Source organism: Frankia tisae, from assembly GCF_025403405.1.
Classification (GTDB): Bacteria; Actinomycetota; Actinomycetes; order Frankiales; family Frankiaceae; genus Frankia; species Frankia tisai.
Genome location: NZ_JANEZT010000163.1, coordinates 1 through 14045 on the forward strand (window position 1 = coordinate 1; position 14045 = coordinate 14045).

Below are 14045 nucleotides of genomic sequence, written 5' to 3' on the forward strand. Positions count from 1 at the left end.
AGCACGGTGCGGTCGGTGGCCTTCGCCCCAGACGGCACCACCCTCGCCAGCGGCAGCGACGACCAGACGATACGGCTGTGGGACACCACCACCGGCCGACAACTCCACAAACTCACCGGACACACCAGCACGGTGCGGTCGGTGGCCTTCGCCCCAGACGGCACCACCCTCGCCAGCGGCAGCGACGACCAGACGATACGGCTGTGGGACACCACCACCGGCCGACAACTCCACAAACTCACCGGACACACCAACTGGGTGCGGTCGGTGGCCTTCGCCCCAGACGGCACCACCCTCGCCAGCGGCAGCGACGACCAGACGATACGGCTGTGGGACACCACCACCGGCCGACAACTCCACAAACTCACCGGACACACCGACTGGGTGTCGTCGGTGGCCTTCGCCCCAGACGGCACCACCCTCGCCAGCGGCAGCAACGACCAGACGATACGGCTGTGGGACACCACCACCGGCCGACAACTCCACAAACTCACCGGACACACCAACTGGGTGTCATCGGTGGCCTTCGCCCCAGACGGCACCACCCTCGCCAGCGGCAGCAACGACCAGACGATACGGCTGTGGGACACCACCACCGGCCGACAACTCCACAAACTCACCGGACACACCAGCACGGTGCCGTCGGTGGCCTTCGCCCCAGACGGCACCACCCTCGCCAGCGGCAGCAACGACCAGACGATACGGCTGTGGGACACCACCACCGGCCGACAACTCCACAAACTCACCGGACACACCAACTGGGTGTCGTCGGTGGCCTTCGCCCCAGACGGCACCACCCTCGCCAGCGGCAGCAACGACCAGACGATACGGCTGTGGGACACCACCACCGGCCGACAACTCCACAAACTCACCGGACACACCAACACGGTGTCGTCGGTGGCCTTCGCCCCAGACGGCACCACCCTCGCCAGCGGCAGCAACGACCAGACGATACGGCTGTGGGACACCACCACCGGCCGCCAACTCCACAAACTCACCGGACACACCAACTGGGTGTCGTCGGTGGCCTTCGCCCCAGACGGCACCACCCTCGCCAGCGGCAGCAACGACCAGACGATACGACTGTGGGACACCACCACCGGCCGACAACTCCACAAACTCACCGGACACACCAACTGGGTGTCGTCGGTGGCCTTCGCCCCAGACGGCACCACCCTCGCCAGCGGCAGCGGCGACCAGACGATACGGCTGTGGGACACCACCACCGGCCGACAACTCCACAAACTCACCGGACACACCAACTGGGTGCGGTCGGTGGCCTTCGCCCCAGACGGCACCACCCTCGCCAGCGGCAGCAACGACCAGACGATACGGCTGTGGGACACCACCGCAGGTTCCCCACTCGCCGTTCTCCGGCCAACGCCCAAGGCCGGAGGGTTGGTCATCCTTCACGACGGGCGGTACAAGGCTTCAGGCGATGACATCGGCTCCGTGGCCTGGTGGGCGGTGAAGCTGCGCCGGTTCGAGATCGGCGAGTTCGACGACGCGGCCTTCACCTCCCGTCGGCTCGAAGCGTCCGATCCCATCCCCGGACTCCGTCACCTGCCACCCAGCACAACGCGGATCGGCGCAGTACAGACGCGTAAGCGCCGGCCGTGGTGGGTGCCCTGGCGTAAGTAGGCTGATTCCCCACCCACCAGGACAGCAGCGAATCTGCCGCCTCGGCGGCGAGCCGGCGGGGTCAGCAGGCGCGCAGGAAACGGTCCAGCACCCGGACGCCGAAGCGCAGGGATTCGACCGGCACCCGCTCGTCGACACCGTGGAACATGCCGGAGAAGTCCAGGTCCGCGGGCAGCAGCAGCGGGGAGAAGCCGAAGCAGCGGATCCCCAGCCGGGAGAAGGACTTGGCATCCGTCCCGCCGGAAAGCATGTAGGGGACCGCCCGGGCGATCGGGTCCTCCGCGCGCAGCGAGGCGCCCATCGCCTCCACCAGTGCCCCGTCGAAACCGGTCTCGACGGCGTCGTCGTGGACGACCCACTCGCGCCGGATGTCCGGCCCGAGGATCTCGTCGAGCTGGCGGACGAACTCCTCCTCCTGGCCCGGCAGGTAGCGGCCGTCGACGTAGGCGGTGGCCTCGCCGGGGATGACGTTGACCTTCTCGCCGGCCTGCAACTGGGTGGGGTTGACGGTGTTGCGCAGCGTCGCGCCGATCATCCGGGCGACCGGGCCGAGCTTGCTGACCGTGGCCTGCAGGTCGTCGAGGTCGAACTCGACGCCGAGCGCCTCCCCCAGCTCGTTGAGGAACACCCGCACCGTCGGCGTGAGCACGAGCGGGAACTCGTGGCGGCCCAGGCGCGCCACCGCCTCGCACAGCGCCGTGACCGCGTTGTCCTCGCTGATCATCGACCCGTGCCCGGCCCGGCCGGACGCGGTCAGCTTCATCCACCCGAGCCCCTTCTCGGCCGTCTCGATGAGGTAGAGCCGCAGGTCGTCGGAGACGGTGTAGGAGAAGCCGCCGACCTCGCCGATCGCCTCGGTGCAGTCGGCGAACAGGTCGGGATGGTGCTCGACGAGCCAGCGGGCGCCGAGCACGCCGCCGGCCTCCTCGTCGGCAAGGAAGGCGACGACGAGGTCACGCGGCGGCTTGCGGCCGGAACGGGCGAGATCACGCACGACCGCGAGGGTCATCGCGTCCATGTCCTTCATGTCGACGGCGCCGCGCCCCCACAGGCAGCCGTCGACCTCCTCGCCGGAGAACGGCGAGACCCGCCACTGGCTGGCGTCGGCGGGCACCACGTCGAGGTGGCCGTGGATGAGCAGCGGCGCGCGGGACGGGTCGGTGCCCTCGATCCGGGCCACGACGCTGGTGCGCCCCGGCTCCGACTCCAGGATGGTCGGTTCGATGCCCACCTCGGCGAGCTTCGCGGCGACGTACTCGGCGATCGGGCGCTCGTGGCCGTCGCCGTTGCCGCGGTTGACCGACTCGAAGCGGAGCAGATCCCGACAGAGCTCGACCACCTCGCCCTCGGCGTCCGGTGCGCTCACCGGCAGCCGGATGCCACCGGTCGGGTCGGGGGACGAAGACGGCACGCTAGGCATGCCTCCAGTCTGCTCCGCCCGGGAGGCGCATGCCGGCCACGGATCGCACCGTGAAACATGGGCGCAACCGAACAGCAGCATTGCGTCGCCGCGCCCTCGGCCGGGGCACCTCACGGGCAGCCGGTGGGATCGCGCAACCGTGCTCGGCGTTAGGCGTCCGGGTGTGGTCACCCATGGTGGCGGGGCGGGGATGACACGCGGCGGTGATACGCAGGCCGCGGAGGGCGTCCGATCTGACCCTTTGCGGCCGATACGGGTGGGCATCGCACAGGGTCCGCACAGGTGATCGACATGCCGCTGTTACAACGATGTCTTCGATCCATGTCCGGCGAGAATCGGATGATGTCGGGGGCGTGCGCCATGTAGCGAAGACGAAAAGTTTCCGGGTCAACTACCCTCGACGGCTATTCATCACCACCGCGGCTGGCTAGCGTTTCCGTGACCGCACCGGGCAGACGAATACGCGGCCAGGATGGGTGGTGGTAGGACGATGACGGCTCCGCCGGGCGAGATGATGGTCGATTCCGTTGCCGCTCCGGCCGTCGTCCAGACGGAGGGTCGTTCACTCTGGCGATCCGGCTGGATACGCCTGAGACGCGACAAGCCGGCAATGATCAGTGGGATCTTCCTGATCCTCCTTGCACTGATCGCCATATTCGCGCCGGTCATCGTGTCGCTGCTGGGGCATCCGCCGAACGAGCCGCACTACGACCTGCTCGATCCGAACACCGCCGCGCCGCGCGGGCGCTTCGGGGGGATGAGCTGGGATTATCTGCTCGGAGTGGAGCCGGTCAACGGCCGGGACATCTTCAGCCGGACTGTCTACGGCGCACGGGTGTCGCTACTGGTCGCCTTGCTGGCGACCGCGACGGCGGTCATCATCGGCACGGTTCTCGGGATGCTCGCCGGGTATCTCGGCGGGCTGTGGGACACGATCATCGCCCGGTTGATGGATCTGCTGCTCTCGGTACCGTCCGTGCTGTTCGCGATCGCGATCGTGGCGGTGATTCCGAACAAGGCGTTCGGGCTGTCGGGTTCGGGGCTGCGTATTGCGGTGCTTGTCTTCGTCATTGGGATATTTGCCTGGCCGTACATCGGTCGCATCGTTCGCGGACAGGTGCTGTCGCTGCGGGAGAGAGAGTTCATCGAGGCGTCCCGCTCGCTCGGCGCCGGCACGTTCACGGTGATGTTCCGGGAGCTGCTGCCGAACGTCGCCGCGCCGGTGCTCGTCTACTCGACGCTGCTCATTCCCACCAACATTCTCAACGAGGCGGCGCTGTCCTATCTCGGGGTCGGGGTGCGGCCGCCGACGGCGTCGTGGGGCGATTCGCTGGCCGTCTCCTCGCACGGCTGGTACAGCATCGAGCCGATCTTCATGCTGGCCCCGGGTCTGGCGATCTTCGCCACCGTGCTCGCGTTCAACCTGCTCGGCGACGGCCTGCGCGACGCCTTCGACCCGCGCGGCGGCGGCCGATGATCGCGCCAGCCGCCCCTGCCCCTGCCCCCGCCGGCCCGCGCACGCGGCGGCTCCGGCACACGTTCGAGGGAGAGACATGAAACGGCGTGCACATCTCATCCGGATGGGGGCGCTCGTCGCCGCCGCCGGGCTGGCGCTGGCCGCCTGCGGCGGCAGCAGCGGGGGGTCCGGCGGCGACTCCAACGGAACATCCTCGGGCGGCACCTCGTCCTCCAGCGGCACCTCGTCCAACGGCACCTCGTCGCCGGCGGGGGCCAGCGACGCGGTCCTGCACGCCTCGGACAAGAAGGGCGGGACGCTGCGCGCCCTCAACGACTCCGACTGCGACTACTGGGACCCCGCCCGCACGTACTACGCGAACTGCTGGGACCAGCAGCGCTGGATCTCCCGCCAGCTCGTCACCTACTCCCCGCAGCCGGGCACGCCGAAGCTCACCGGTGACCTGGCGACCGCCGTGCCGACCTCGTCGGACCTGAAGACCTGGACATACACGCTCAAGGACGGGATCACGTTCTCCGACGGGACACCGATCACGTCGAAGGACATCAAGTACGCCGTCGAGCGGGTCTTCGCCACCGACGTCATCAACGGCGGCCCGACCTACCTCATCGACTACCTCGACGACCCCAACGCCCCCTACCTGGGCCCCTACAAGGACACCGACCCGAACAAGCTGGGCCTGAAGTCGGTCGGGACCCCGGACGACAAGACGATCACCTTCCACCTGAACAAGCCGTTCGCGGACTGGAACTTCGTCATGGCGCTGCCGGGCGTCACCCCCGTGCCGAAGGCCCAGGACACCGGCGCCAACTACACGTTCAAGCCGGTTTCTTCGGGCCCGTACCAGATCGAGAAGTACACCCCGAACAAGGTCATCACCTTCGTCCGCAACCCGCGCTGGGACCCGAAGACGGACACGGTGAACAAGGCGCTGCCGGACCGCATCGAAGTCACGATGGGCCTCGACCTCGACGACGTCGACAACCGGCTGCTGGCCAACAGCGCCGACTTCTACGTCGGGCAGACCGGCGTGCAGATCACCGCCCAGAACAAGATCCTCGGCGACCCGTCGCTGCGCAGGGACCGGACCACCAACGACGTCACCGGCTTCATCCGCTACCTGTCGGTGATGACGCAGGTCAAGCCGTTCGACAACATCCACTGCCGCAACGCCGTCGCCTACGCCCTCGACAAGACCGCCCAGCAGCTCGCCCGCGGCGGCCCGGTCGGCGGCGGCGCGGTCGCCACGACGATGCTCACCCCGCCGTTGAAGTACTACAAGTCCTTCGACCTGTTCCCGACCGCCGGCAGCAAGGGCGACGTCGCCAAGGCCAGGCAGGAGCTCACCGCCTGCGGCCAGCCGAACGGCTTCTCCACCACGCTGGCGAGCCGCAGCAACGGCAAGGAGGTCGCGCAGGCCGAGGCCGTCCAGGCGTCCCTGGCGAAGATCGGCATCAAGGTGACGATCAACAAGAGCGCTCCGTCGCAGTACTTCTCCTCGACGATCGGCATCCCGGCGAACGTCCACAAGAACGGCATCGGGCTGGCGATGGCCGCCTGGGGCCCGGACTGGCCGACGCCGTACGCGATGCTGAGCTCCATCGTCGACGGGCGCAAGATCCTCTCCGCCGGCAACAGCAACTACGCCGAGCTCAACGACCCGGCGGTCAACTCCGGCCTTGACGACGGCATCGCCACCACCGACGAGGCCAGGGCCCAGCAGGCCTGGACCGACACCGACAAGGCGGTCGTGAAGTCCGCCGCCTACATTCCGCTGGTCTACGACAAGGCGCTGAACCTGTTCAGCGACCGCACCACGAACATCTACTTCACCTCCGCGTACGGCATGGCGGACTTCGCCCAGTTCGGCGTCGCCAGGTGACCGTCGCCAGGTGACCGTCGCGGCCCCGGTCCCGGCCCATCGTTCGAGGAGGTGACGTGGCAAGGTTCATCCTGGGCCGGCTGATCGGCGGCATCGTCATTCTGTGGCTGGTCAGCGTGCTCGCGTTCGTGCTTTTCTTCGTGATTCCCAAGGCGCTGGGAAACAATCCGGCGGTGCTGTTCGCCGGGCGCAGCCCGGACCCCGCCACCATCGCCGGGGTGACGAAGAAGCTCGGCCTGGACCGGTCCTACGTCGACCAGTACTGGAATTTCCTGCGGGGCGTCTTCGCCGGCCGCCACTTCGACTCCGGTTCGGATCGGAGCTGGTGCCCCGCGCCCTGCCTGGGATATTCGTTCCGCAACGACCAGCCGGTGTGGTCGCAGATCGTCGACGCGCTGCCGGTGACGGCCTCGCTGTCCTTCGGCGCGGCCGTGCTGTTCCTCGTCGTCGGCGTGAGCACCGGGGTGTTCTCGGCGGTGCGCCGCGGCGGCCTGTTCGACCGGATAGCCGCCGCGGTGTCGCTGGCCGGGGTATCGCTGCCGGTGTACTTCACCGGACTGCTGCTTCTGCTGCTTGTCAGCTACAAATGGCACATCATCGACAACGTCCATTACGTGAACTTCACGCACAATCCCGCACTGTGGGCATGGAACCTGATCCCCGCCTGGCTCGTGCTGTCGCTGCTTTACACTGCCAACTACCAGCGGCTGACCCGGGCCAGCATGATAGAGACCCTGGGTGAGGATTACGTCCGGACGGCGCGGGCGAAGGGCCTGCGGGAACGCACGGTGATCGGTAAGCACGCACTGCGCCCGGCGCTGACGCCGATCGTCACCATCTTCGGCCTGGACCTGGGGGTGCTGTTCGGCGGGGCGATCCTCACCGAGCACACGTTCGGCTTCCGCGGCCTCGGCGCCATCTCCATCGACGCGGTGAACACCCAGGACCTGCCGGTGACGATGGGGGTGACACTGTTCGCGGCCTTCTTCATCATCCTGGCCAACGTCCTGGTCGACGTCACCTACGCGATCATCGACCCGAGAGTGCGGCCATCGTGACCGGCCCGGCCCCCGCCGGCACGCCGTTTCTCCAGGTGCGCGACCTCACCGTCAGCTTCCGCACCGACGACGGCGTCGTGCACGCGGTGGACCGGCTCAGTTTCTCCGTCGAACGCGGCCGCACACTCGGCATCGTCGGCGAGTCCGGCTCCGGCAAGAGCGTCACCAGTCTCGCGATCATGGGCCTGCACCGGCGCGGCCGGCGGGTCAGCATCGACGGGGAGATCCGCCTGGACGGCGAGGACCTCGTCACCGCCCCGGCCGAGCGGGTCCGCGGGCTGCGCGGCCAACGGATGGCGATGATCTTCCAGGATCCGTTGTCGTCGATGCATCCCCAGTTCACCGTCGGCGAGCAGATCGTCGAGGCGTACCGGGTGCACAACCGGGTGAGCAGGGCCGCGGCCCGCCGGCGCGCCACCGAGCTGCTCGAACTCGTCGGCATCCCCGAACCCGCCCGGCGTCTCGACGACTATCCGCACCAGTTCTCCGGTGGCATGCGGCAACGCGCCATGATCGCCATGGCCGTGTCGTGCAACCCGGAGCTGCTCATCGCCGACGAGCCGACGACCGCCCTCGACGTCACCGTCCAGGCACAGATCCTCGACCTCATGCGCGAGCTCCAGAAGGAGTTCAACTCGGCGATCATCATCATCACCCACGATCTCGGCGTCGTCGCCGAGATCAGCGACGACATCCTGGTGATGTACGCCGGGCAGGCGATGGAACACGGCGGAGTCGAGGAGGTCTTCGCCCACGCCGAACACCCCTACACCTGGGGCCTGCTGCAGTCGATCACGCGGCTTGACCGCCAGCTCGAGACCACGCTGCGGACCATCCCCGGCAGCCCGCCGAGCCTGATCAACGTCCCGCCGGGCTGCCCGTTCCACCCCCGCTGCACCTACCGCGAGCTCGCCGGCCCCGCGGCGAGCACCGTGCGCCCGCCCCTGGCCGAGGCCTCCCCCGGGCACCGGGTGGCCTGCCACCTGCCGGTCGACGAGCGGCGACGGCTGCTGCGCGAAGAGGTGACTCCCACCCTGTGAGCGACAACCTGGCCAAGGACCTGGCCTCCCCGGCGGCTGGCGAGGGTGCGATGCCGACCCCGCCGGCCGACGCCCCGGCGACCGGCGCGGTGCCGGCGGCGACCGCCGACGCCGGTGCGTTGCGGGACCGCCCAGCCGGCGGTGGCGACGAGCTGGTGCGCGTCACCGACCTGACGAAGCTGTTCCCGGTGCGCCGCGGCACGCTGGTGCGCCGCGGCGCCGGGGCGGTCCGCGCCGTCGACGGGGTCAGCTTCGCCATCGACCGCGGCACGACGCTCGGCCTGGTCGGCGAGTCCGGCAGCGGCAAGTCGACGGCCGGCCGGCTCATCTCCCGGCTACTCGAACCGACGTCCGGGTCCGTCGTCTTCGACGGTCAGGACATCAGCCACCTGTCCTCCCGCCAGCTCCGTCCGCTGCGCCGCGACATTCAGATGATCTTCCAGGACCCGTACTCGTCGCTGAACCCCCGCCACACCATCGGCGCGATCGTCGCCGCGCCGATGCGCATCCAGAAGCAGGTGCCCCGCCGCGGCGTCCGCGACCGGGTCCGGGAGCTGCTCGAACTCGTCGGCCTCAACCCCGAGCACTACAACCGCTACCCCAACGAGTTCTCCGGCGGGCAGCGCCAGCGCATCGGCATCGCCCGGGCGCTGGCCACCCGCCCGAAGCTCATCATCGCCGACGAGCCGGTGAGCGCCCTCGACGTGTCGATCCGCGCACAGATCATCAACCTGCTCGACGGCCTGCGCACCGAGTTCGGCCTGACCTACCTGTTCATCGCGCACGACCTGTCGATGGTGCGCCACCTCAGCGACCGCGTCGCCGTCATGTACCTCGGGCAGATCATCGAGCTCGCCGACCGCACCGACCTGTTCTCCGGCGCGCTGCACCCCTACACGCACGCGCTGCTGTCCGCGGTGCCCATCCCCGACCCCACCAGCCACCGCCGCCGCGAACGCATCCGCCTGCACGACGAGGTACCCAGCCCGCTGAACCCGCCGGTCGCCTGCCGCTTCCACCCGCGCTGCTGGAAGGCCCAGGAGATCTGCCGCACCGAGGCCCCACCCCTGCTCGAACGCGCCCCCGGCCACCAGGTCGCCTGCCACTTCCCCGAAAAACGCGACGTCGTCTGACCCGTCCTGCCGGGTCAGGTCACCGCCGGACCGCAAGCCCGAGCGGGGCTCGCAGCGCATCGATCAGCGTGTCGAGGTCCGCCTCACGCTCGGCGGCTCGACCGACCACGGCGGCCACGTCCGCCCGCGCCGCGACCGCGACGACCTCGGGCAGCTCCTCGTGCCAGGGAACGCTCGCAACTCCCCTGCCTGGCCGCCGAGGGACATCACCAACCGCCAGGGGAAATCCACCCGATCAGAATGGCAGGGCCGTCGGTTCCGCGAACCGCTTCGCGCACACCGGAACTACACCACGCGCCCGGCCCTCAGCCCCGACGATCGGGATGTTCCCTAGACCGCATCATGCGTCCGGGCGGCCGGGTTTGGTGGCCCGCAGCGAGTACATGAGCGGTAGACGGTGACGTCCCTCGGGCGGCCGGAAGCCGTCCGACCCGGGGACCAGTGCATCGAACTGCCGGAACAGGGCGACGTCGTGCTCGTGCAGGAACTCGATCCGCAGGCCGGCGGCGGCGATCGCCGAGACCACGCTGCCGAGCCGGTGCTCGTACTGCACGGTGGTGTTCTGCGTCGTGGCAGCAAGACGGTCGGCGTAGCTACCGGTGCCGGTCGAGACGAACGGGCCCTCGTCGAAGTAGTCGTAGGCCACCGTGGTGCCGGTGGCCTCGTCCAGGGTGTGGGCGAACGGATGGGATTCGGCCAGGTAGAGGAACCCGCCGGGCGCGAGCAGGCGTTCCACCACCCGGGCCCACCGGTGCAGATCCGCCAGCCAGGGCAGGGCCCCGATGCCCGTGTAGACGACGTCGAAGGTCTCACCGTGCAGCGCCTCGACCGCGTCGTACACGTCGGCCACGACGAACCGGGCGTCCACCCCGATCTCGACGGCGAGCGCCCTCGCCGCCTCGACCGCGGGCGCGGAGAAGTCCAGGCCGACCACGGCGGCCCCCCTCCCCGCCCACGACAGGGAGTCCAACCCGATGTGACACTGCAGGTGCACCAGCCGTTTCCCGGACACCCCGCCGACCTCGGCCACCTCGAAGGCCCGAAGCACGTCGGGACGGCGCCGGAATCCCGCCACGTCGTAGAACGCACCGTTCAGGTGAAGCGGCACACGCTCGTCCCAGTGCGCCTGGTTCAGCACCGGCCCGTCCGCTTCCGGCCGGTTCGAGGTCTCTGGCGGGTGCGTCACCTCAGCAGCTTGGCACGCCGCCGTCACCCGTCGCATCCCCTTTATGGCGGCAGTGAACGCTCATCTGATCGTCGCCGGAACCTGGGCCGCGGCGTCGGATGACCGTGGTCGGATCCGGCGGCCGCCGGGGACGATCCCTACCGCGTGCGGCCCCAGGCCGGCAGGATGAACCGCAATCACCGACGTTCCCCGATGCGATGCTCTCCGACTCGAAGGTTGGCGAATCCATGTCTCCGCACGCGGCCGATGCCCCGTACCGCACCGGTTCGGCACCAGGGACGACGCCGGAGCCGGAGGTGCTGGCGCGGCGGGAGGGCCAGGGCGGGCGGCTCGGGCGGCTCACCCTGAACCGGCCGCGGTCGATCAACGCGCTCACCGGGACCATGGTCGGCCTGCTGGACGCGGCGCTGCGGGACTGGGCGGACGACCCGACGGTCACCGCCGTCGTCATCGACGGCGCGGGCGAGCGCGGGCTGTGCGCCGGCGGGGACATCCGGGCGATCCGCGAGGCGGTACTCGCCGGGACCCCCGAGCGGGCGCTGGCGTTCTGGGCCGACGAGTACCGGCTCAACGCCCGCATCGGCCGGTTCCCCAAGCCGTACATCGCGATCATGGACGGGATCGTCATGGGCGGCGGCATCGGCGTCTCGGCGCACGGCGGGGTCCGCGTCGTCACCGAGCGGTCGGTGCTGAGCATGCCCGAGGTCGGCATCGGCTTCATCCCCGACGTCGGCGGCACCTGGCTGTTGTCCCACGCCCCCGGTGAACTCGGCACGCATCTCGCACTCACCGCGGCCCGCATCGGCGCCGCCGACGCGATCACCGCCGGCCTGGCCGACCACTTCCTGGCCGCCGACCGCATCCCCGACCTGCTCGACACGCTGCGCCACGCCGCCGACCCGGCCGCCGCGCTCGCCGCCTTCGACTTCGCCGCCGACACCCCGCCTCCCGGGCGCCTCACCACCGACCGCGCGTGGATCGACGAGCTCTACCGCGGCGACAAGGTCACCGAGATCGTCGCGGCGCTCGCGGCGAGCCCCGTGCCGGCGGCGGCTGCCGACGCGGCGGAGATCGGCAGCAAGTGCCCGACGTCGCTGGCCGTCACGCTGCGCGCGCTGCGGGCCGCCAGGTCGATGACGAGCCTCGAGGCGGCGCTCGACCAGGAGTACCGGCTGGCCCGGGCGACCCTCGCGACGGCGGACCTCGTCGAGGGCATCCGGGCGGCGGTCGTCGACAAGGACCGCAACCCCCGATGGTCACCGGCCAGCCTCGACGAGGTCGACCCGGCCGAGATCGACCGTTTCTTCGCCCCCGTCGATGACGAGCTCGGTCTCGCCGCCGCCCAGCCCGCCGCGCCCGGCCGCTGACCCGGCGCCAGCCGCCTACGCAGCGTCTACTGTCAGCCCCGGCGAGACCGCGCCCGGCCCCGCCCTGGCGGACGCCACAGCAGACCTGCCGACGGGAGGACGACACCGTGCCCACGATCACCACGAGGGACGGCGCCGAGATCTTCTACAAGGACTGGGGCTGCGGCCAGCCGGTCGTGTTCAGCCACGGTTGGCCGCTGACCGCCGACGTCTGGGACAACCAGCTCAAGGTCGTCGCCGACCACGGGTACCGAGGAATCGCCCATGATCGCCGTGGCGGCGGGCGGTCCAGCCAGACCTGGGACGGCAACGACATGGACACCTACGCCGATGACCTCGCCCGGTTGATCGAGACCCTCGAGCTGACCGACGCCGTCCTGGTCGGCCACTCCACCGGAGGGGGCGAGGTGGCCCGCTACCTGGGTCGGCACGGCTCCTCCCGGGCGGCCAGGGCCCTGCTGCGCAGCGCGGTGACGCCGCACCTGCTCGCCACCGACAGTGATCCGGAGGGCGCACCGAAGGCGGTCTTCGACGAACTGCGCGCCGGGTTGACCGCGGACCGGGCACAGTTCTACCGGGACCTCAGCGAACCGTTCTACGGCAACAACCGCGACGGCGCGCACGTGTCGCAGGGAACCCGCGACGCCTTCTGGCAGATGTGCATGACGGTCGGGGTCAAGGGCGCCTTCGACTGCATCGCCGCGTTCTCGGAGACGGACCTGACCGAGGATCTGAAGAGGATTGACATCCCGGTGCTCCTCTCGCACGGCGACGATGACCAGATCGTGCCGATCGAGGCTTCGTCGTACCGCTCGGCCACGCTGATCCCCCACGCCACACTGAAGGTCCATCCCGGCGCCCCGCACGGCCTGACCGGCCGGTTCGAGCAGGACTTCAACCAGGAACTGCTCGACTTCCTTGCCGGCTGAGGGGGCCGGCGCATAGTCGAGGCCGGCGCATAGTCGAGGCCGGCGCGTTATTCGAGAATGTCGGCGTCGGTCGGGGCGTCGGTCGCGGTGGCGGACGGGCGGTGGTCGTCCGCGGCGGGCCCGGTCGCGGGTGGGTGGCGGCGAAGCAGGTAGATATCCATGATCCAGCCCTTGCGGCGGCGGGCGTCGGCGCGGGTGCGGGCGATGGAGCTGCCGACGTCGGCGACCCGGCCGTGCATGAGCATCTCGTCCGGGGTGCCGAGGTAGGCGCCCCAGTAGATGTCGAGGTCGGGGTCGTCGAGGGTGCGGAAGGTGGTGTCCGCGTCGAGCATGACGACGACGTCGTCGACTCCAGCTGGGAACCCCTCGGCGAGACGGCGGCCGGTGGTGATCTCGACGGGGCCACCGATGCGGTTGAGCACCAGCCGGTGGCTCGCGGCCAGCGCCTGCACGCTGGTGATCCCGGGGATCACCTCGTAGTCGAACGCCACCCGGCCGCGAGCAGCGACCCGCCCGATGATGCGCAGCGTGCTGTCGTAGAGCGACGGGTCGCCCCAGACGAGGAACGCGCCGCAGCCGTCCTCGGGCAGCTCGTCGAGGATCATCCGCTCGTACAGCTCGGCACGGCGGTCATGCCAGTCCTCGACGGCGGCGGCGTAGGCGGCCGCATCCGCCGGATTCCGGTCACGGCGCGGGTCGCGGGCCTCGACGATGCGATAGCCGCCGGCGCCGACGTGCCGGTCGAGGATCTCCCGGCGCAGCCGGACCAGGTCGTCCTTGGCCGGCCCCTTGTCCAGCACGAAGAACACGTCGGCGCGGCCGAGGGCCTTGACCGCCTGGATCGTGAGCTGATCAGGATCCCCGGCCCCGATCCCGACCACCAGAATCGTCCGCATGCCCACCCTCCTCCCC

At 69.9% G+C, this 14045-nt stretch carries 11 protein-coding genes; 8 read left to right on the forward strand and 3 right to left on the reverse strand.

Translation table 11 applies throughout. The features are described 5' to 3' along the window. On the forward strand, window positions 1-1641 hold a 1641-nt coding region (locus NBZ85_RS16605; protein ID WP_368861394.1), incomplete at its 5' end, for a WD40 repeat domain-containing protein. Window positions 1642-1702: 61 nt separating this feature from the next. Here NBZ85_RS16605 and NBZ85_RS16610 read toward each other — a convergent pair. Beyond that, window positions 1703-3061 (reverse strand): M20/M25/M40 family metallo-hydrolase, encoded by a 1359-nt coding sequence (locus tag NBZ85_RS16610; protein ID WP_261562187.1) that lies wholly within the window; start codon window positions 3059-3061, stop codon window positions 1703-1705. 514 nt (window positions 3062-3575) lie between these two features. Between NBZ85_RS16610 and NBZ85_RS16615 the strand changes: the two genes are divergently transcribed. The 5 genes from NBZ85_RS16615 to NBZ85_RS16635 all read left to right on the forward strand — a co-directional run bounded on the left by NBZ85_RS16615 (window position 3576) and on the right by NBZ85_RS16635 (window position 9651). After that, entirely contained in the window at window positions 3576-4538 is a 963-nt protein-coding gene (locus NBZ85_RS16615) for an ABC transporter permease (RefSeq protein ID WP_261559363.1), read from the forward strand. A 76-nt stretch (window positions 4539-4614) separates the two neighbouring features. Continuing rightward, window positions 4615-6420 (forward strand): ABC transporter substrate-binding protein, encoded by a 1806-nt coding sequence (locus NBZ85_RS16620; RefSeq protein ID WP_261562188.1) that lies wholly within the window; start codon window positions 4615-4617, stop codon window positions 6418-6420. Between the two features lie 56 nt (window positions 6421-6476). Then, window positions 6477-7478 carry an ABC transporter permease gene (locus NBZ85_RS16625; RefSeq protein WP_261559361.1) on the forward strand — a complete coding sequence of 334 codons (1002 nt, stop codon included), beginning with the start codon at window positions 6477-6479 and terminating at the stop codon, window positions 7476-7478. Continuing rightward, entirely contained in the window at window positions 7475-8518 is a 1044-nt protein-coding gene (locus NBZ85_RS32700) for an ABC transporter ATP-binding protein (protein WP_261562189.1), read from the forward strand. The genes NBZ85_RS16625 and NBZ85_RS32700 overlap by 4 nt, the downstream gene beginning before the upstream one ends. After that, window positions 8515-9651 (forward strand): ABC transporter ATP-binding protein, encoded by a 1137-nt coding sequence (locus NBZ85_RS16635; protein WP_261562190.1) that lies wholly within the window; start codon window positions 8515-8517, stop codon window positions 9649-9651. Before NBZ85_RS32700 ends, NBZ85_RS16635 begins: the two co-directional genes overlap by 4 nt. Before the next feature lie 340 nt (window positions 9652-9991). Here the strand turns inward: NBZ85_RS16635 and NBZ85_RS16640 are convergent, their stop codons facing one another. Then, complete coding sequence (locus NBZ85_RS16640) at window positions 9992-10837, reverse strand: class I SAM-dependent methyltransferase (protein ID WP_261559850.1); 846 nt, start codon at window positions 10835-10837, stop codon at window positions 9992-9994. 227 nt (window positions 10838-11064) lie between these two features. On the opposite strand from NBZ85_RS16640, the gene NBZ85_RS16645 reads away from it, so the two are divergent. Further along, entirely contained in the window at window positions 11065-12204 is a 1140-nt protein-coding gene (locus NBZ85_RS16645) for an enoyl-CoA hydratase/isomerase family protein (RefSeq protein WP_261559851.1), read from the forward strand. Window positions 12205-12311: 107 nt separating this feature from the next. Next, window positions 12312-13133 carry an alpha/beta fold hydrolase gene (locus NBZ85_RS16650; protein ID WP_261559852.1) on the forward strand — a complete coding sequence of 274 codons (822 nt, stop codon included), beginning with the start codon at window positions 12312-12314 and terminating at the stop codon, window positions 13131-13133. A 47-nt stretch (window positions 13134-13180) separates the two neighbouring features. Here the strand turns inward: NBZ85_RS16650 and cobF are convergent. Beyond that, on the reverse strand, window positions 13181-14045 hold an 865-nt coding region (gene cobF, locus NBZ85_RS16655), incomplete at its 5' end, for a precorrin-6A synthase (deacetylating) (RefSeq protein WP_308205187.1).